Annotated in this window: 16 protein-coding genes; 13 read left to right on the top strand and 3 right to left on the bottom strand. The window is 61.3% G+C overall.

Translation table 11 applies throughout. The features are described from left to right. Window positions 1-11: 11 nt before the first annotated feature. The 3 genes from AWM79_RS20670 to AWM79_RS20660 all read left to right on the top strand — a co-directional run bounded on the left by AWM79_RS20670 (window position 12) and on the right by AWM79_RS20660 (window position 2,877). The gene (locus AWM79_RS20670) at window positions 12-356 is read left to right on the top strand and encodes a hypothetical protein (RefSeq protein ID WP_060783670.1); all 345 of its coding nucleotides are present in this window, start codon (window positions 12-14) and stop codon (window positions 354-356) included. Window positions 357-432: 76 nt separating this feature from the next. Next, window positions 433-1,755 carry an NtaA/DmoA family FMN-dependent monooxygenase gene (locus AWM79_RS20665; RefSeq protein ID WP_060783669.1) on the top strand — a complete coding sequence of 441 codons (1,323 nt, stop codon included), beginning with the start codon at window positions 433-435 and terminating at the stop codon, window positions 1,753-1,755. A gap of 294 nt (window positions 1,756-2,049) precedes the next feature. After that, entirely contained in the window at window positions 2,050-2,877 is an 828-nt protein-coding gene (locus AWM79_RS20660) for a DUF2242 domain-containing protein (RefSeq protein ID WP_017133604.1), read from the top strand. A 393-nt stretch (window positions 2,878-3,270) separates the two neighbouring features. Here AWM79_RS20660 and AWM79_RS20655 read toward each other — a convergent pair whose 3' ends face one another. Together AWM79_RS20655 and AWM79_RS20650 are read right to left on the bottom strand one after the other, a co-directional pair. Beyond that, window positions 3,271-4,311 carry an AraC family transcriptional regulator gene (locus AWM79_RS20655; RefSeq protein ID WP_026013362.1) on the bottom strand — a complete coding sequence of 347 codons (1,041 nt, stop codon included), beginning with the start codon at window positions 4,309-4,311 and terminating at the stop codon, window positions 3,271-3,273. Continuing rightward, window positions 4,308-5,447, bottom strand: coding sequence for a carbon-nitrogen hydrolase family protein (locus AWM79_RS20650; protein ID WP_017133601.1), 1,140 nt, complete (start codon window positions 5,445-5,447; stop codon window positions 4,308-4,310). Before AWM79_RS20650 ends, AWM79_RS20655 begins: the two co-directional genes overlap by 4 nt. 174 nt (window positions 5,448-5,621) lie before the next feature. On the opposite strand from AWM79_RS20650, the gene AWM79_RS20645 reads away from it, so the two are divergent. The 4 genes from AWM79_RS20645 (at window position 5,622) to AWM79_RS20630 (ending at window position 10,477) form a co-directional block, all read left to right on the top strand. Then, window positions 5,622-7,658, top strand: coding sequence for an NADPH-dependent 2,4-dienoyl-CoA reductase (locus AWM79_RS20645; RefSeq protein ID WP_060783668.1), 2,037 nt, complete (start codon window positions 5,622-5,624; stop codon window positions 7,656-7,658). A gap of 147 nt (window positions 7,659-7,805) precedes the next feature. Then, on the top strand, window positions 7,806-8,723 hold the full coding sequence (locus AWM79_RS20640) for a 1-aminocyclopropane-1-carboxylate deaminase/D-cysteine desulfhydrase (RefSeq protein WP_017133600.1): 918 nt from the start codon (window positions 7,806-7,808) through the stop codon (window positions 8,721-8,723). Window positions 8,724-8,799: 76 nt separating this feature from the next. Beyond that, complete coding sequence (locus AWM79_RS20635) at window positions 8,800-9,147, top strand: metalloregulator ArsR/SmtB family transcription factor (RefSeq protein WP_017133599.1); 348 nt, start codon at window positions 8,800-8,802, stop codon at window positions 9,145-9,147. Window positions 9,148-9,190: 43 nt separating this feature from the next. Beyond that, a complete protein-coding gene (locus tag AWM79_RS20630) occupies window positions 9,191-10,477 on the top strand; it encodes an arsenic transporter (RefSeq protein WP_060783667.1) in 1,287 nt (428 codons plus the stop codon). Here the strand turns inward: AWM79_RS20630 and AWM79_RS20625 are convergent. Then, on the bottom strand, window positions 10,398-11,552 hold the full coding sequence (locus tag AWM79_RS20625) for a DUF1853 family protein (RefSeq protein ID WP_425262045.1): 1,155 nt from the start codon (window positions 11,550-11,552) through the stop codon (window positions 10,398-10,400). The two genes, AWM79_RS20630 and AWM79_RS20625, sit on opposite strands and share 80 nt — an antisense overlap. On the opposite strand from AWM79_RS20625, the gene AWM79_RS20620 reads away from it, so the two are divergent. The 6 genes from AWM79_RS20620 to pepN are packed head-to-tail and all read left to right on the top strand — an operon-like array spanning window position 11,544 to window position 18,075. Beyond that, the gene (locus tag AWM79_RS20620) at window positions 11,544-12,434 is read left to right on the top strand and encodes an NAD(+) kinase (protein WP_017133596.1); all 891 of its coding nucleotides are present in this window, start codon (window positions 11,544-11,546) and stop codon (window positions 12,432-12,434) included. The genes AWM79_RS20625 and AWM79_RS20620 overlap by 9 nt on opposite strands. Then, window positions 12,434-13,405, top strand: a complete 972-nt coding sequence (locus AWM79_RS20615; protein ID WP_017133595.1) for a metallophosphoesterase — start codon at window positions 12,434-12,436, stop codon at window positions 13,403-13,405. Before AWM79_RS20620 ends, AWM79_RS20615 begins: the two co-directional genes overlap by 1 nt. Then, window positions 13,402-14,274 (top strand): rhomboid family intramembrane serine protease, encoded by an 873-nt coding sequence (locus AWM79_RS20610; protein ID WP_017133594.1) that lies wholly within the window; start codon window positions 13,402-13,404, stop codon window positions 14,272-14,274. Before AWM79_RS20615 ends, AWM79_RS20610 begins: the two co-directional genes overlap by 4 nt. 31 nt (window positions 14,275-14,305) lie before the next feature. Beyond that, the gene (locus tag AWM79_RS20605; protein ID WP_017133593.1) at window positions 14,306-14,566 is read left to right on the top strand and encodes a YeaC family protein; all 261 of its coding nucleotides are present in this window, start codon (window positions 14,306-14,308) and stop codon (window positions 14,564-14,566) included. Further along, window positions 14,563-15,393: a DUF2797 domain-containing protein gene (locus tag AWM79_RS20600; protein ID WP_017133592.1), complete on the top strand. Its 831-nt coding sequence runs from the start codon at window positions 14,563-14,565 to the stop codon at window positions 15,391-15,393. Before AWM79_RS20605 ends, AWM79_RS20600 begins: the two co-directional genes overlap by 4 nt. Before the next feature lie 12 nt (window positions 15,394-15,405). Beyond that, a complete protein-coding gene (pepN, locus tag AWM79_RS20595; RefSeq protein ID WP_060783666.1) occupies window positions 15,406-18,075 on the top strand; it encodes an aminopeptidase N in 2,670 nt (889 codons plus the stop codon). Window positions 18,076-18,114 lie beyond the last annotated feature (39 nt).

Genomic DNA, 18,114 nt, shown 5'->3' with positions numbered 1-18,114 from the left:
AGTCCATCCGCATGCTCTTTGCCATCGTTGCCACGTTGCTCGCCGTACTGATCTCGGTGGTGTATCTGTATTGCGTCTATGACGGTATTAAGCGCGCCTCCCGGGAGATCCATGCCGTCGCCGATGAGTCCTACGACTGGGCCTCCTATACGCGCATCAACTTCAAGGTGCTCAACAGTATTATCGGTTCGGTCTTGCTGATCTACCTGCTGTCTGTCGCACCGTTGTTCTGGTACTTGGTGCCGTTCGCCGGGCTTGGTGCCGCAGTGGGCGTGATCAGCGCCTTCATCATCGAGCAACGCTCGGAGGATCTGGACCAACAGGCTGCTGATTGGCTGGCTGTACGACAACGATGAGCCTCTCGATTTCGGCCACCAGGTCATTCCTCCGATAGCTCAGCACGAGCGTCAATCAATCCAATAGGGTTTAACAATGTCCAATGCAAAACGTAAAGCTCACTTGTTGGGATTTATCCAGCATGGGATGAATAGCCATGCCATGGGAATGTGGCGGCATGACCAAGACAAGGTCAACTGGGATTGGCGCACGCCGCCGTATTGGGAACACATGGCCCGCACCATGGAGCGCGGTTTTTTTACCGGGGTGTTCATTGCCGACGAACTGGCGCCGTACAACAACTACCAGGGCAGCTCGGATGCCACGGTAAAATATGCGGTGCAATTTCCCACCCATGAACCCTCCACGCTGGTGCCGATCATGGCGCGCGCGACACGCCACCTGGGTATCGGCGTGACGCTTTCCACTGCGTTCGAACATCCCTATTCGCTGGTCCGGCGGCTGTCCAGCCTGGATCACTTGTCTGGCGGGCGAGTGGCGTGGAACGTCGTCAGTTCGTATTCAAAAAGTGAATGGGACGCCTATGGCGCAGACATGAGCCAGCGTGAAGACCGCTACGAAAAAATGCAGGAATACCTGGAGCTTTGCTACAAGTATTGGGACGCCTGGGAGCCTGGGGCGATCATCGCCGACAAGGCCAGCGGGGTGTACGCCGACCCTGCGAAAATCCGGCAGGTGTCTCACCAGGGACGTTATTTCCGTTCCAATGCGCGACCCTTTGTCAGTCCTTCGCCGCAAGGTCGGCCAGTGTTGTGGCAGGCCGGCTCTTCGGATCGCGGGCGTGATTTTGCCGCCGAACATGCCGAGGCGATCTTCGCGGTGCATCCGAGTGTCCAGCGCATGCGCCAGTACCACGATGATATCCGCGAACGCGAAGGCAAGTTCGCCCGCGCGGCCGGTAGCGTCAAGTTGATTTACGGGCTGCAAACGGTGGTTGGCAGGAGCCGCAGCGAAGCCCAGGAAAAGTATGAGCAACTCAAAGCCAATATTCCCCTGGAGGGTGCGTTGGCCTGGATATCCGGACACTTCGGGCCGGACTTCAGCAAATACTCCCTGGATGACATCGTGCAAGACATTGCCATTCCCGGTATCCAGGGTTTGTTCGAATCGATCATCTATGCCAAGGGCGGCGCGCCGGTCACTGTGCGTGAGGCGGCGCTGATCTATGCCATGGGCATGGGTATGCCCGTTGCGGTCGGCACCGCCGCCGACATTGCCGATCAAATCGAGCATTACATGGACGACGGCGGCGCCGACGGTTTCATGCTTGCCGCCACCTATACGCCGGGATGCTTCGAGGAGTTTGCCGACCTGGTAAGCCCTGAGCTGCAGCGCCGTGGCAGGTTGCGTGATCGTTACCGCAGCACCACGCTCAGGGGCAATCTACAGGACGACTGAGACAACACGGGGCGCACCAGGTCTTGGCGATCAGTGCGCTTTAAACCATCCAGCCAATTTACCGGTAAAAAAGCGCTGTCGCCGAAGGACGATGTGCGGCGCTGTGGAACTTCTTGAGGCGCTGGTCGTCCAGTCGTCATGCCCGTGCAAAACACGGGCACTGATCGACTACCCCAGCGCAGGTCTTTTTCCTGAAAAATCGCTGCCGTAAATTAGTTAAGGCACTAAAGCGTGCGCGCTGGCTTGGCGATCTGATGCACAATACGCCCCGGACCGTTTTACTCAGGATTATCAATGTCGATATCAACCCACTCGCGTGTCGTGGTGCTGGCACTGGTGCTGGCGGCCGCCGCGGGCTGCTCCTCGCCGAAGACCGCCGTTTATGAACACGAAAACTTCGACGACTCCGGAACCTTCTCGCGCAACTATCCGGTGACCGATACGGCGTCTTGCGAGGCGGCCCGCCGTGCCTTGCTCAGTCAGGGCTATATCATCACCAGCAGCGATCCGAAGCTGATTGCCGGCAACAAAAGCTTCCAGCAGACCGGCGATACCCACCTGCAGATCAGCTTCAGTGTCGTGTGTGCGGCCGACGGCGGCGTCGATCATCACTCGACGATGTTCGCCAATGCCTTGCAGGACCGTTATGCGCTGAAGAAGGTCAACAACTCCGCGAGCCTCGGGGTGGGTGTGTTGGGTTCGGTGTCGATGCCGATCGGCTCGACCGATGATTCGATGGTCAAGGTAGCGAGTGAAACAGTGTCCTCGGCCAAGTTCTATGACCGCTTCTTTACCTTGGTGGAGTTGTTTCTGCCGCCTGAAGTGAAGAAGGAAAAACACACCGACGAAAAACCCAAGGCTGACCTTGGCGTGCCCGAAGTCGCTCCGGCGGCGATCAAACCCGAGGCCTCTGTGCCGCCACCGGCGGAGTCGGCCAAAGCTGCCGAGCCGAGCCATGTTGAGCCGACGCCGGTCGCTCCCGCTCTTAGCGCTCCGGCTATTGCTGAACCGGTGAAACTGTTGCCGCAAGCGCCTGCGACGACTCCGGACGAATCGGCAACGGTGGAAAAACCGGCGGAGCCGACCCCTGCCAGCACCGAGCCGGCCACGCCGGCTCAATAAAGCGCTCCGCGCAGCCTGCCTGACTTGTGGGGGGAGTGTGGCCCCATCAGGCTCGCCCGAATCGGCTTCTCCACCCTGCAGCAATCGAGCAATTGATTGTCTACGCGATCATATTTCGTGTGAATAAAAAATGACTGGAAAAAAACCTGACTCATCTGTTAGTTTTTCTACGCGGGAGAACGTCTGGTGACAGGGCGTTTCATTTTTCTTTAACACGGGCAACGTATGCTGGCCCTGCAGGTCAGTTACACAGGCGCTTTTTATCCACGAGTAAAAGGAGTTTCACAATGGACGATTATCAGGAAGAATTGCTGGAGTTCCACGCTTTCGAGCTGGATCCCGTCGAACCGGCTGATGACGCTACCGAGCTGTAAACGGTGGCGTTTTTTTTGCTCAAGCGGAATGTCGTTGACTGCGGCGAAATTCGCCCGGAGTCTGACCGTTCCAGCGTTTGAAGGCTCGTTGAAAGGCTTCGGCTGAAGCAAAACCGAGCAGGTAGGCGATTTCGCCAAACGCCAGCTCGGTATCCCGAATATAGGTCATCGCCAGATCGCGGCGAGTGTCGTTGAGAATCGCGCGAAATTGCGTGCCTTCCTCGGCAAGCTTGCGACGCAAGGTCCAGGTCGGCAGTTTCAGGTGTGCCGCCACTTCTTCCAGGTCCGGCTCCCGGCCACCGTTGAGCAAAGGCCCCAGCAACTGAGTGATGCGTTCACGCAGGCTGCGAGTGCGGGTCAGTTGTTCCAGTTCCCGTTCACACAGTTGCAGCAGGTGATGCCAGGTACTCGGGCAGTGTTGCGGGTTGTGTAAACCGAGACTGGCGTGATCCAGGCGCAATTGATTGGTCTCGGCGCCGAAATGCACCGGGCTGTCGCCGAGCAGCCGATAGTCGGCGGCGTAATCCGGCTCGCTGAACTCGATATCGATCCGTATGCACCGCAGGGATTGCTCGGCGACGCTCGATAATTGCTTGAGCCAGCCGGCAATGATCGAATCGACCACGAAACGGTTGTAGGCGTTGTACGGGCTGATGGAATAGAAACGCAGCCAGGCGCCGCCAGCGTCTTCATGGAAGCTCGATTGGCCGCGGTAGTTGGAGGCGTAGAGTGCTTCGAAGCGAGTCAGGACTCTTGCGGCTTCGCGCACGGTCGGGGCCTGAGCGGCGGTGATGCCGGCCAGTCCGGCGTGGCTCAGGCGGCTGAGCCGGCCCATGTGCAAGCCGAGCGCCGGATTGCCAGTGAGCTGGATCGCCGCCTGGCCCAGGCGCATATAACGTGCAATCGACAAGCGTGCCCCAGGTTGAGCCAAGCGCGCCGGATCCAGCTCGTACTGGTCCAGCAGTTCCTGGGGATCTTCGCCCAGTTCGCGCACCGCGTCGGCCAGGCTGTGGACGAAGCTGACAGAGAGGTCGCCGAGGCGCATCGGTGACGGCTTCATGGCAACCACAGGTTCAACAGGCGGGCACCACGCCCGCTGGCGTTGTCCTGGGTGAAGGTTTGTCCGTTGTAGCTGATGAAGCTCTGCCCCGAGCTATGCTGGTCCCAGAGCTGGCCGCGCAGGAACACACTGATCCCGGCGATGGACTGGCTGTTCGGCGCACGACCGATCAGGGTCAGGCGGTGCCAGGCATCGCCTTCGCTGAGCTCGCCGGGGCGTAGGCTGACTGCTGACGGCGTGACCGCACTTTTGAAGCCACGCCAGGGGCTATCCCAACTGCCCTTGCCAGCGACAAAGGCCGGTACGGCGATCAGCTTCACCCCCAGGGCGTCGAGTTGGCGGTAGGCGCTCGGATACCAGCTATCGCTGCCGATCAGGATGCCCAGGCGGCCGGCTGGGGTATCGACGACATTCAGCGGCTGGTCGGAGGCGCCTAGCACATAGCCACGTTGCTCGAAGGTCGGGTACAACTGGCGTTGCGGCTGGCCCAGGGGGCGACCGTCGGCACCGAAGGTCAGGCTGGCGTTGTACAGCGAGCCACGACCGACTTTAAGCATGCCCTGTTCGATGCTCGGTGTCGGCAGCAGGATCGAGCCCGCCACCAGAGTGATGCCGAACTCTTTCGCCAAGCCGCCGAAGACCGCCTGGTAGTCGCTGGCCATGGTCCGCGCTTTCATACGCAGCCGGGCGTCGTCCAGACGGCTGCGGCCCTTGGCCTTGAAGACCGCGCCGGTGAATTTCAGCGGATTGCTGACCATCAGCCAGTTCATCGCCTCCTGTCGGTTGATAGCTTGGTAGAGGTCGTCCTTTTCACCGCGCAGCACCAGCCAGGTGCCGACATGTTCGGGCAGCACCACCACTGTTCTGGCACTGAGCAGACCCTGGTTGCGCGCTTGTTGCAGGTAGGCCGCCAGCTTGCGGTGCAGGCGTGGCAGGCTCTGGTAGTCGCTGGGGAAGAGCTCCGGTTGGATGCCGAGCAGGTTGCCATGCTCGCCGGGAACCCCCAGGTTCACCGCGAGTTTGATTCGCAGGTCCGACAGGTAGTGACCGGTCGTGCGCTGCTGGGTCCAGACGCCGTAGAGCGTAAGCGCGGCGATCAGGGCGATGAGAAAGCTGGCGACAAGAAATTTGCGCATGAACCAACGGCCATTGACTAACAGGACTAACCACACAGGCCACTAGGGTAGGGCGCATAACCGGGCTTGCCAAGAGGCACTGCGCATTTGGATCAATAAGTTGTCAGTTTCAGCCATTGAGTCGGTGGTGGCGGCTCTTTACCGTGCCAGTCATATACCTGTCCTGGAGTGACCATGACCGCCATCTCGTATCCGCATCTGCTGGCTCCGCTCGACCTGGGCTTCACGACGCTGCGCAACCGTACCCTGATGGGCTCGATGCATACCGGGCTGGAGGAACAGCCCGGCGGTTTCGAGCGCATGGCGGCCTATTTCGCCGAGCGTGCCCGGGGCGGTGTTGGCCTGATGGTGACCGGCGGCATTGCGCCGAACGACGAAGGCGGGGTGTACTCCGGTGCCGCCAGGTTGACCACTCGCGAGGAAGCGGACCGGCACCGTATCGTGACCCGTGCGGTACAGGCGGCGGGCGGTAAAATCTGCATGCAGATCCTCCATGCCGGGCGTTATGCCTACAGCCCGAAACAAGTGGCGCCCAGTGCGATCCAGGCACCGATCAACCCGTTCAAGCCCAGGGCGCTGGACGAGGAGGGGATCGAGAAACAGATCGCCGATTTTGTCACCTGCTCGACCCTGGCCCAGTACGCGGAGTACGACGGCGTCGAGATCATGGGGTCGGAAGGCTACTTCATCAACCAGTTCCTCGTGGCCCACACCAACCAGCGTACCGACCGCTGGGGCGGCAGCTACGAGAACCGCATGCGCCTGCCGGTGGAAATCGTGCGGCGGGTGCGTGAGGCGGTCGGGCCGAATTTCATCATCATCTTCCGTCTGTCGATGCTCGACCTGGTGGAAGGCGGCAGCACCTGGGAAGAGGTGGTGCAGTTGGCCAAGGCTATCGAACGGGCCGGTGCGACCCTCATCAATACCGGGATTGGCTGGCACGAAGCGCGGATCCCGACCATCGCCACCAAGGTCCCGCGTGCGGCTTTCAGCAAGGTCACGGCCAAGTTGCGTGGCGCGGTGTCGATCCCGCTGATTACCACCAACCGTATCAATACCCCGCAAGTCGCCGAGCAGATCCTTGCCGAGGGTGACGCCGACATGGTGTCCATGGCGCGCCCGTTCCTCGCCGATCCAGATTTCGTCAACAAGGCCGCCGAAGGTCGCGCGGATGAAATCAATACCTGCATCGGCTGCAACCAGGCCTGCCTGGACCACACCTTCGGCGGCAAGCTGACCTCCTGCCTGGTCAATCCACGGGCTTGCCATGAGACCGAGCTCAACTACCTGCCGGTCACGCAGATCAAGAGGATTGCCGTGGTCGGTGCGGGACCGGCGGGCCTGGCGGCGGCGACCGTGGCCGCCGAGCGCGGGCACCGGGTCACCCTGTTCGATTCGGCCAGTGAGATCGGTGGCCAGTTCAATGTAGCCAAGCGGGTGCCGGGTAAGGCGGAGTTCTTTGAAACCCTGCGCTACTTCAAGCGCAAACTGCAGACCAGCCATGTCGAACTGCGTCTCGATACCCGCGTGGATGTCGCACAATTGCTGGCCGGGAGTTACGACGAGATCATTCTCGCTACCGGCATCGCGCCACGGCTGCCGGCGATTCGCGGGATCGACAATGCCAAGGTACTGAGCTATCTGGACGTGCTTCTGGAGCGCAAGCCGGTCGGAGCCAGGGTCGCGGTGATCGGTGCCGGTGGGATCGGTTTCGACGTGTCGGAGTTTCTCGTACACTCGGGTGTTGCCACCCGCCAGGATCGCCAGGCGTTCTGGCGCGAGTGGGGGATCGATACCCGGCTCGAGGCACGCGGCGGCGTCGCGGGGATCAAGCCTGAGCCCACTGCACCGGCGCGCCAGGTGTTCCTGTTGCAGCGCAAGGCCTCCAAGGTCGGTGATGGTTTGGGCAAGACCACCGGCTGGATTCACCGTCTCGGCTTGAAGAACAAAGGTGTGCAGATGCTCAACAGCGTCGAATACCTGAAGATCGACGATGAAGGCCTGCATATCCGTATCGGCGAGGGCGAGCCGCGGTTGTTGCCAGTGGACAACGTGATCGTCTGTGCCGGCCAGGAGCCTTTGCGCGAATTGCAGGACGGCTTGGTGGCTGCCGGGCAGAACGTGCACCTGATCGGTGGCGCGGATGTCGCGGCGGAGCTGGATGCCAAGCGTGCAATCAATCAGGGTTCGCGATTGGCCGCCGAGCTGTAACGGTGAAATCTGCCACTTTTCTGCCAGGCATGCGGCGGTGGTTGATGTTACGGCGGCTGCGCAACCGAGCATGGGCAGGCCAACCCGCCACGGAATGGGTCACTCAGCTGATAGACTGGCGGTTCCTCCTTGATGGAACCTGCGCTGATGCTGGCCTCATTCGACTGGCGTCCCCACGCTTCCCTTGAACGGCTCCATTTCGACTGGTTGGCCCAAGCCGGTGTCGAAGTGGCGGTGCTGCGCCTGGATCAGATCGACCCGCTGATCAGCGGCAATAAAGGGTTCAAGCTCAGCCATTATCTGGCGGCTGCCCATCAGACGGGCGCCAATGGGCTGATCAGTCTGGGCGGCGCCCACTCCAACCACCTTCACGCCCTGGCCGCCGCCGGCAAGCGTTTGGGCTTTTCCACGGTCGGCCTGCTGCGCGGTCATCCCGTCGACACCCCAACTGTCAGCGATCTCTCCACCTTCGGCATGGAACTGCATTGGCTCGGTTACGAGGGCTATCGTCAGCGCCACGCGCCGGGTTTTTGGGCTCCGTGGCAGGCGCGTTATCCGGGTTTTCATGCAGTGCCCGAGGGCGGCGGCGGACTGGCGGGCGCACAGGGTTGTGCGGTGTTGCCCGACATGGTCGGCGAGCAACTGGCAGCGATCGGCTGGACCGATTATCACGGCTGGTGGCTGGCGGCGGGAACCGGCACCACCGCCGCCGGATTAGTGCTGGCCGAAGCCGGCCAGCGATGGGTGCATGCAGCCTTGGCGGTGCCGGACGATCATGGCGTAGCGCCGTTGATCGCCGGGATTCTCGCAGAGGCGGGCGCCACGAACGACGGGTATGAGCTGATCGACGCCTGCCGAGGCGGCTTCGCCAAGGTCGATCCGGTACTGTTGGCGTTTATCGCCGAAAGCGAACGGCAAAGCGGCGTGCCGCTGGAGCCGCTGTATACCGGCAAGGCCCTGCTGGCCCTTCAGGGGCGGGTGCAGGCCGGGCGCTTCGAACCGGGCACACGCCTGGTGTTTGTCCATACCGGCGGCTTGCAGGGTCGTCGAGGCTTTTCCCGGTAGCTCGGCCGAGGAGAGTGATTGCTTGTATATATGGAATTTCGTATATTCGATTTCCCATCGATTAAAGCACTTTGCCATGTCCCCTGCGATCTCTCCCGTGGAGCTCTTCAAATGCCTGGCCGACGACACCCGCAGCCGGATTGCGCTGCTGGTGCTGCGCGAGGGCGAGTTGTGCGTCTGCGAGCTGATGGCTGCTCTCGAACTGAGCCAACCGAAGATTTCTCGTCACCTGGCGCAATTACGCAGTGGCGGTCTGCTGACCGACCGGCGTCAGGGGCAGTGGGTGTTTTATCGCCTGCACCCGCAATTACCGCCCTGGGTCAGCGCCCTGTTGCAGGGCACGCTCGCGGCTAATGAAACCTGGCTGACGGCGGATATCCAACGTTTGCAAGGCATGCTCGAGCGCCCGGCACGTTGCTGCTGATGACCTTCCAAAACCGTCCCGTTGAGCAAAAAGGGCATTACCCATGTTGATTGCCGTGCTGATTTTCCTGCTGACCATCACCCTGGTGATCTGGCAACCGAAGGGCCTGGGGGTGGGTTGGAGCGCGATGGTGGGGGCAGTTCTGGCCTTGATCAGCGGTGTGGTCCAGCTCAGCGATATCCCGCTGGTGTGGCAGATCATCTGGAATGCCACCGGCACCTTTATCGCGCTGATCATCATCAGCCTGCTGCTCGACGAAGCCGGTTTCTTTGCCTGGGCCGCGCTGCATGTGGCGCGCTGGGGGCGGGGGAGCGGGTGCAAGCTGTTCGCTGCCTTCGTGTTGCTGGGAGCACAGATTTCGGCGCTGTTCGCCAACGATGGCGCGGCGCTGATCCTGACGCCCATCGTGATTGCCATGCTGCTGGCGCTACGTTTTTCCAAGGCGGCGACCCTGGCTTTTGTCATGGCCGCCGGCTTTATCGCCGATACCGCAAGCCTGCCGCTGGTGGTTTCGAACCTGGTGAATATCGTCTCGGCGGACTATTTCGGCATTGGCTTCAACAGCTACGCGGCGATCATGGTGCCGGTGAACCTGGTCAGCGTGGCGGCGACCCTGGGCATCCTGCTGTGGTTTTTTCGTCGTGATATTCCGGCGCAATACGACCTCGGTCAACTGGACACACCGGCCAGCGCGATCCATGACAAGGCGACCTTTATCGCCGGCTGGTGGGTGCTGGGTATTCTCTTGATCGGGTGTTTCGCCCTTGAGCCACTGGGTATTCCCATCAGTGCCATTTCGGCGGTGTGTGCCGCTCTGCTGCTGGGCATCGCCGCCCGTGGTCATCGCATTTCCACGCGCAAGGTGCTGCGTGAGGCACCCTGGCAGATCGTGATTTTTTCCCTGGGCATGTACCTGGTGGTCTATGGCCTGCGCAACGCCGGGCTGACTACCTGGCTGGCCGGTTGGCTGGACGGGTTCGCCAGGTATGGCGTTTGGGGCGCGGCCATGGGGACCGGGCTGTTGACGGCGTTTTTGTCGTCGATCATGAACAACCTGCCGACGGTGCTGATTGGCGCCTTGTCCATCGATGCCAGCCACGCCAGCGGAGTGGTCAAGGACGCGATGATCTATGCCAACGTCATTGGTAGCGACCTGGGACCGAAGATCACGCCGATCGGCAGCCTGGCGACGCTACTCTGGCTGCATGTGCTGGAGCGCAAGGGGATTCGCATCGGTTGGGGGTATTACTTCAAGGTCGGCATCGTCCTGACCCTGCCGGTGCTGCTGGTGACCCTGGCGGCGTTGGCGCTGCGTCTGTCCGTGGGCTGACCGCGACCGGGTCGATGGTTCCCGGTACATTCGGCCAGAGGTCGGCCACCAGGAACAGCCGTTCGGCTTCCTCCCAGTCGCCTTCGCGGTTTTTTGTCAGGCGCACCAGCAGTTGTGCCGGAGCCTGGGGATCGAGCTGATTCCACCAGTCATCCAGTCGTTGTTCTGTCCAGGCCTGGTCCTCGGTGTAATGCGCCGGAGCCAACCAGGCATGACGGGGCAGGGGCTGCCAGCGCCCTGGTGGGCTCTGGAGGCGAAAGTTCGCCCAGTCGCGCTGGTGCAACCAGCGTCCGTGCAGATGCAGCGGGTGTGCGCCACGCGGTGGCCGCGAGGTGCCGGGCCAGGGATAGAGCAGGTAGCCACCGAGCCACAATTGCGCGCTGAAGGCCTGGATGCCCAGTGCCGCCAGCACTTCGCGACTTTGCGCACGGGCGGAAATCGGCAACTGGTGTTGGCTCATGTGGGCCAGCTTGATATCCAGCCGATCATGGCAGCCGGGGCCGAGCCAGCGTGCGGGATCTTCCCCCGAGCCCTGCTGCGGTCCCAGGTAGAGCTTGATCGCCAGTTCCAGATGATGCACGCCGTCACGGTCGCGCAGCAGCATATCGAGTTCGCCCAAGGTATGACCGTCGCGACGGATCGGCACGTTGGCGCCGATCAGTTCGATTCCCGGTGCCTGGCGCACCGCGAATTGCCAGAGCCGTTCGTAGTACAACCCGAGCCGACGCGTGGCTGCCAGGGCCAGCCAGTGCTGCAAGGCGCTGCTGTCGCGATCCAGTTGCCGCAGCCAGTGTTCCAGTTGTTGCGGCGCCTCGACCCAGTCGCTGCCGGCCAGTGGATGGCGCTGCGGCCACGGCGTATCGAGCAGCATCGGCGGCGCGAGAATGACCCAGGCCAAATCGCGCACTTGGGGGTGACGCAACTGTCTGGGAAGGTTGAGCAAGCCAGGGAACAGGATCATTCTGCGAGCATAGCGGGTTGGTTCGTGGCTGAAAGGATTTTGTCTCGGGCCGGGTTTCGCCCATAATCGTTCCTTTGCCTGCCGCAGAACCTTTTCAGGAGCCCCATGGAGCAATTTCGCAATATCGGCATCATTGGCCGCCTGGGCAGTTCGCAGGTGCTGGATACCGTTCGCCGCCTCAAGCGCTTTCTACTTGAGCGGCACATGCATGTGATCCTCGAAGACACCATCGCCGAAGTCCTGCCGGGCCATGGCCTGCAGACCTCGTCACGCAAGATGCTGGGTGAAGTCTGCGACATGGTCATCGTCGTCGGCGGCGACGGTAGCCTGCTGGGCGCCGCCCGTGCGCTGGCGCGGCACAATGTGCCGGTGCTGGGGATCAACCGCGGCAATCTGGGCTTTCTCACCGATATCCGTCCGGACGACCTGGAAGTCGAAGTGGCCAAGGTCCTCGATGGGCACTACCTGGTGGAAAATCGCTTCCTGTTGCAAGCCGAAGTACGCCGCCATGCGGAAGCCATTGGCCAGGGTGACGCACTGAACGACGTAGTGCTGCACCCCGGTAAGTCGACCCGAATGATCGAATTCGAGCTGTACATCGACGGCCAGTTCGTCTGCAGCCAGAAGGCCGACGGCCTGATCGTCGCCACCCCCACCGGCTCCACCGCCTATGCGCTGTCCGCCGGCGGCCCGATCATGCATCCCAAGCTCGATGCCATTGTGATTGTGCCGATGTACCCCCATACCTTGTCCAGCCGCCCCATTGTGGTGGATGGCAACAGCGAGTTGAAAATCGTCGTGTCCAAGGATATGCAGATCTACCCACAAGTCTCCTGCGACGGGCAGAACCATTTCACCTGTGCGCCGGGCGATACGGTGACCGTCAGCAAGAAATCGCAGAAACTGCGGTTGATTCATCCGTTGGGCCACAACTACTACGAAGTCTGTCGGACCAAGCTCGGCTGGGGCAGCCGGTTGGGTGGTGGAGGCGACTGATGCTCGATCCCGCGCGTGGCTACGATCTGATCGGTGATGTACACGGTTGCGCTCATACCCTTGAACATCTGCTGGACATGCTCGGCTACCACAAGCTCGATGGCCTCTGGCGCCATCCGTCGCGCATGGCGGTATTCCTCGGCGATATCATCGACCGTGGTCCGCGTATTCGCGAGGCGTTGCATATTGTCCACGACATGGTCGAGGCCGGACAGGCGCTGTGCATCATGGGCAACCATGAATTCAACGCGTTGGGTTGGATGACGCCCACGCCACCGGGCAGCGCCAAGCAGTTCGTGCGTGAACACACGCCACGCCACGCCCGCCTGCTGCAGGAAACCCTGACCCAGTTCGAACAACATCCGGGTGACTGGCAGGATTTCCTGCGCTGGTTCTACGAACTGCCGCTATTCCTCGATGCCGGGCGTTTCCGGGTGGTACATGCCTGTTGGGATGGCGGCTTGATCGAATCGTTGCGTCGGCGATATCCGGATGGGCGTATCGACGAACATTTCCTCCAGGCCTCGGCGGTGCAGGGCAGTTTTGCCAGTACGGTGTTCAACCGCCTGCTACACGGTACCGATATGCGCCTGCCGGACGGACTGACCCTGACCGGTGGCGATGGTCTGAGCCGAGCCTTCTTTCGCACCAAGTTCTGGGAAGACGACCCACAGACCTATGGCGATATCGTGTTCCAGCCCGATGCCCTGCCCGAGCGGGTGGCGAGCAAGCCGTTGTCTTCCACCGAAAAGAACGCCTTGCTGCGCTACGGCCTGGATGAGCCGATGCTGTTTGTCGGTCACTATTGGCGCAGTGGCAAACCGGCGCCGATTCGCCCCAACCTGGCCTGCCTGGATTACAGCGCAGTACTCTACGGCAAGCTGGCGGCCTACCGGCTGGACCAGGAGGCCTGTCTGGACCCGAACAAATTCGTCTGGGTCGACGTTGAACGCCCTGAGGTCCTGAAATGAGTGTGTCCGCCGTCCTGCGCCTGCCGTTGACCACCGACCTGAGCGGTTTTATCCGGTTGCTGCAACGTCTGCAGGTCCCCCATCGGATCAACGAAGAAGGCGGTGAGCAAGTGCTGTGGGTGCCGGAGTCGATCAGCACCGATGTATTGTCGCTGTATCGGCGCTTTCCCGAGGGTGATCCGCACAATCAACTGGAAGTGCCAGCAGATGCGCCGCCCATCAAGCCTCCGAGCTTTATCCAGCAGGTGCGCCAGAGCCCGATGAGCGCGTCGATCATGCTATTGAGCCTGGTCGTTGCCGCGCTCACCTTGCTCGGCGACCACTTGCAGACCCTGCACTGGTTCACCTTCCTCGATTTCCAGGTGCGAGGTGACTACATCCAATTCACGCCCCTGGCCGACGGCCTGGCGGCGGGGCAGTGGTGGCGGCTGGTGACACCGATGCTGATCCACTTCGGCTTCCTGCATATCGCCATGAACGGCATGTGGTACTGGGAACTGGGCAAGCGCATCGAACTGCGTCAGGGCGGTATCAATCTGCTGGGGCTGACGTTGCTGTTCAGCCTGGTGTCGAACTTCACGCAATATTACGTCAGCGGCCCGACCCTGTTTGGCGGCCTGTCCGGCGTGCTCTATGGCCTGCTCGGCCATTGCTGGATCTATCAGGTGCTGTCGCCGAACCCGATCTATCGCCTGCCGCGTGGCGTGCTGGCGATGATGCTGATTTGGTTGTTGGTGTGCCTCTCCGGGTTGATTTCGCTGATCGGCTTCGGCGAAATCGCCAATGGTGCCCATGTCGGCGGACTGCTCATCGGATGTTTCACCGGTTTGTTGGGCGGGCTGTGGTCCCGACGTAAACTGGCCGCCTGATTCGAATGTCTTGAAAAAATTGGAGACTTTAATGTCCTCTTTCAGCGAAATGATTGAAAACATCACCCCCGATATCTACGAGAGCCTGAAGCTGGCGGTGGAAATCGGCAAGTGGTCCGATGGCCGCAAGTTGACCGCCGAACAGCGCGAGCTATCGTTGCAGGCGATGATCGCCTGGGAAACCCAGAACCTGCCCGAAGAGCAGCGCACTGGCTACATGGGCCCGCAGGAGTGTGCCTCGAAGTCGGCACCGGTGCCCAATATCCTATTCAAGTCGGATGCCATCCATTGATCGAGATTGGCCGTGGTGCAGTCAGCAAGATGGCGGTCCGTCTGGACGAGGCGACCGTGCAATACAGCTTTCGCCTGGGTGACAGCGAGGTGGCGGTCAATCCGTTGATCGGCCAGAAGCTGCGCCTGGAGTTTCTCGGCGCCATCCATTGCATTCACTGCGGGCGCAAGACCAAAACCAGCTTCAGCCAGGGCTATTGCTACCCGTGTATGACCAAGCTGGCACAATGCGACACCTGCATCATGAGCCCGGAGCGCTGCCACTACGACGCCGGGACCTGTCGCGATCCGGCCTGGGGCGAGCGGTTCTGCATGACTGACCATGTGGTCTATCTGGCCAATTCCTCGGGAATCAAGGTCGGCATCACCCGTGCTACCCAGTTGCCGACCCGCTGGCTCGACCAGGGCGCGAGCCAGGCCTTGCCGATCGTGCGCGTGGCGACCCGCCAGCAGTCCGGTTTCGTCGAAGACCTGTTCCGCAGCCAGGTGGCCGACAAGACCAATTGGCGCGCCTTGCTCAAGGGCGATGCGCCGGAGGTGGATCTCAAGCAGGTACGCGAGCAGTTGTTCGAATCCTGCGCCGAGGGCCTGCTTGCCTTACAGGCGCGTTTTGGCTTGCAGGCGATCCAGCCGGTCCGGGATCTCGAGCCGTTGCAAATCCGTTACCCCATCGAGTCCTACCCGACCAAGATCGTCAGCTTCAATCTGGACAAGAACCCGATTGCCGAGGGCACGCTGATGGGGATCAAGGGCCAATACTTGATCTTCGACACCGGCGTGATCAATATCCGTAAATACACGGCCTACCAGCTCGCCGTGCATCAGTAGAAGGACACCCGCATGCGCACCGAACAACCGCAGATGATCTATCTGAAGGACTATCAGGCCCCCGAGTACCTGATCGACGAGACGCACCTGACCTTCGAGTTGTTCGAGGACCACACGCTGGTCCATGCGCAACTGCTGATGCGCCGTAACCCTGCGCGCAGTGAAGAGAAGGGCGCCGGTCTGCCGCCGTTGGTACTCGACGGCCAGCAGCTGGAGTTGCTGTCGGTCAGCCTGGCGGATCGCGAGCTGAGCGCCGCCGATTATCAGTTGAGCGAAAGCCACCTGACCCTGCAGCCAACCGGTGCCAGCTTCACCGTCGACACCAGCGTGCGGATCTACCCCGAAAGCAATACCGCCCTGGAAGGCCTGTACAAGTCTGGCGGGATGTTCTGTACCCAGTGCGAGGCCGAAGGATTTCGCAAGATCACCTACTACCTCGACCGTCCTGATGTGATGAGCAAGTTCACCACCACGGTGATCGCCGAGCAGCATCGCTACCCGGTGCTGCTGTCCAACGGCAACCCGCTCGACAACGGCCCGCAGGAAGACGGGCGGCACTGGGCGACCTGGCAAGACCCGTTCATGAAGCCGGCCTACCTGTTCGCCCTGGTGGCCGGTGACCTGTGGTGCGTCGAAGACAGCTTCACCACCATGAGCGGGCGCGACGTGGCGTTGCGTATCTATGTCGAACCGGAAAACATCGACAAGTGCCAGCACGCCATGAACAGCCTGAAGAAGTCCATGCGTTGGGATGAGCAGACCTATGGCCGCGAGTATGACCTGGACATCTTCATGATTGTCGCGGTCAATGATTTCAACATGGGGGCGATGGAGAACAAGGGCCTCAACATCTTTAACTCCAGCGCCGTGCTGGCCCGCGCCGAAACCGCCACCGACGCCGCACACCAGCGGGTCGAGGCTATCGTCGCCCACGAATACTTTCATAACTGGTCGGGCAACCGCGTGACCTGCCGGGACTGGTTCCAGCTGTCGCTCAAGGAAGGTTTCACGGTGTTCCGCGACGCCGGGTTCTCGGCGGACATGAACTCGCGCACCGTCAAGCGCATCCAGGATGTGGCCTACCTGCGTACCCACCAGTTTGCCGAAGACGCCGGGCCCATGGCCCACGCAGTGCGTCCAGACAGCTTTATCGAGATCTCTAACTTCTACACCCTGACCGTCTATGAGAAGGGTGCGGAAGTGGTCGGCATGATTCATACGCTGCTCGGTGCCGATGGTTTTCGCAAAGGCAGTGACCTGTACTTCGAACGCCATGACGGCCAGGCTGTGACCTGCGACGACTTCGTCAAGGCCATGGAGGACGCCAACGGCATCGACCTGACCCAATTCAAGCGTTGGTACAGCCAGGCCGGCACCCCACGCCTGGCCGTCAGCGAAAGCTACGATGCGGCGGCGAAAACCTATAGCCTGACCTTCCGCCAGAGCTGCCCGCAAACCCCGGACGAGCAGGAAAAGCTGCCGTTCGTGATTCCGGTGGAGCTTGGCCTGCTGGATGCTCACGGTGCTGAAATCGCCCTGCAACTGGCGGGCGAATCAGCTCCCGGCGCGACCCGTCGCGTGCTCTCGGTGACCGAGGTCGAACAGACCTTCAGCTTTATCGACATCGCCGCCAAGCCGTTGCCGTCGCTGCTGCGCGGCTTCTCGGCGCCGGTGAAGCTGAGCTTCCCGTACAACCGTGATCAATTGATGTTCCTGATGCAACACGATACCGACGGCTTCAACCGTTGGGACGCCGGCCAGCAGTTGTCGGTGCAAGTGTTGCAGGAACTGATCGGCCAGCATCAGAAAGGCCAGGCCCTGGTGCTCGACTCGCGTCTGGTCGAAGCCTTGCGCAGCGTACTGGCCAACGACCGGCTGGATCAGGCCATGGTTGCCGAGATGCTCTCGTTGCCGAGCGAGGCATACCTCACTGAAATCAGTGAGGTGGCAGATGTCGATGCCATCCACGGTGCCCGTGAGTTTGCCCGCCGGCAACTCGCCGAGCAGTTGTTCGACGACCTGTGGCAGCGTTATCAGGCCAATCGCGAACGGTCGAAGAAGACCGTCTATATCGCCGAGAACGAACATTTTGCCCGGCGTGCGCTGCAGAATATCGCCTTGTCCTACCTGATGCTCAGCGGCAAACCGCAGGTGCTGGCCGCGACCCTGGAGCAGTTCGAGGCTGCCGACAACATGACCGAGCGCCTGACCGCGCTGGCGGTGTTGGTGAATTCGCCGTTCGAGGCACAAAAGGCCCTGGCGCTGGCGAGCTTCGCCGAACACTTCAAGGACAATCCGCTGGTCATGGACCAGTGGTTCAGCGTCCAGGCCGCCAGTGTTCTGCCCGGTGGCTTGCAACGGGTCAAGGCGTTGATGGAGCATCCGGCATTTACCCTGAAGAACCCGAACAAGGTGCGGGCGCTGATCGGTGCGTTTGCCGGGCAGAACCTGATCAACTTCCATGCGGCGGAGGGTTGCGGCTATCGCTTCCTGGCTGATCTGGTGATCCAGCTCAACGCCCTCAACCCGCAGATCGCCTCGCGCCTACTGGCGCCACTGACCCGCTGGCGCAAGTACGACAAGGCCCGCCAGGCACTGATGAAGGCCGAGCTGGAGCGCATCCGCAACTCAGGCGAGCTGTCGGCGGATGTCTACGAGGTTGTCAGCAAAAGCCTGGCGTAGGCCCGATAGGATAGTTTCAACCCTAGATTACCGGTTTCA

The sequence above is a fragment of the Pseudomonas agarici genome (assembly GCF_001543125.1).
Taxonomy (GTDB): Bacteria; Pseudomonadota; Gammaproteobacteria; order Pseudomonadales; family Pseudomonadaceae; genus Aquipseudomonas; species Aquipseudomonas agarici.
The sequence above is the reverse complement of the archived record's forward strand: the minus strand, read 5'-3'. Positions and strand labels throughout refer to the sequence as shown.

Bases quoted from the DNA above. Each gene is read 5' to 3' on its own strand.
- pepN (WP_060783666.1), top strand. From the start codon at position 15,406: ATGCGCACCGAACAACCGCAGATGATCTATCTGAAGGACTATCAGGCC.
- AWM79_RS20650 (WP_017133601.1), bottom strand. From the start codon at position 5,447: ATGCGCAAATTTCTTGTCGCCAGCTTTCTCATCGCCCTGATCGCCGCG.
- AWM79_RS20655 (WP_026013362.1), bottom strand. From the start codon at position 4,311: ATGAAGCCGTCACCGATGCGCCTCGGCGACCTCTCTGTCAGCTTCGTC.
- AWM79_RS20610 (WP_017133594.1), top strand. From the start codon at position 13,402: ATGAGTGTGTCCGCCGTCCTGCGCCTGCCGTTGACCACCGACCTGAGC.
- AWM79_RS20660 (WP_017133604.1), top strand. From the start codon at position 2,050: ATGTCGATATCAACCCACTCGCGTGTCGTGGTGCTGGCACTGGTGCTG.
- AWM79_RS20640 (WP_017133600.1), top strand. From the start codon at position 7,806: ATGCTGGCCTCATTCGACTGGCGTCCCCACGCTTCCCTTGAACGGCTC.
- AWM79_RS20665 (WP_060783669.1), top strand. From the start codon at position 433: ATGTCCAATGCAAAACGTAAAGCTCACTTGTTGGGATTTATCCAGCAT.
- AWM79_RS20630 (WP_060783667.1), top strand. From the start codon at position 9,191: ATGTTGATTGCCGTGCTGATTTTCCTGCTGACCATCACCCTGGTGATC.
- AWM79_RS20635 (WP_017133599.1), top strand. From the start codon at position 8,800: ATGTCCCCTGCGATCTCTCCCGTGGAGCTCTTCAAATGCCTGGCCGAC.
- AWM79_RS20645 (WP_060783668.1), top strand. From the start codon at position 5,622: ATGACCGCCATCTCGTATCCGCATCTGCTGGCTCCGCTCGACCTGGGC.
- AWM79_RS20620 (WP_017133596.1), top strand. From the start codon at position 11,544: ATGGAGCAATTTCGCAATATCGGCATCATTGGCCGCCTGGGCAGTTCG.
- AWM79_RS20605 (WP_017133593.1), top strand. From the start codon at position 14,306: ATGTCCTCTTTCAGCGAAATGATTGAAAACATCACCCCCGATATCTAC.
- AWM79_RS20670 (WP_060783670.1), top strand. From the start codon at position 12: ATGCTCTTTGCCATCGTTGCCACGTTGCTCGCCGTACTGATCTCGGTG.
- AWM79_RS20615 (WP_017133595.1), top strand. From the start codon at position 12,434: ATGCTCGATCCCGCGCGTGGCTACGATCTGATCGGTGATGTACACGGT.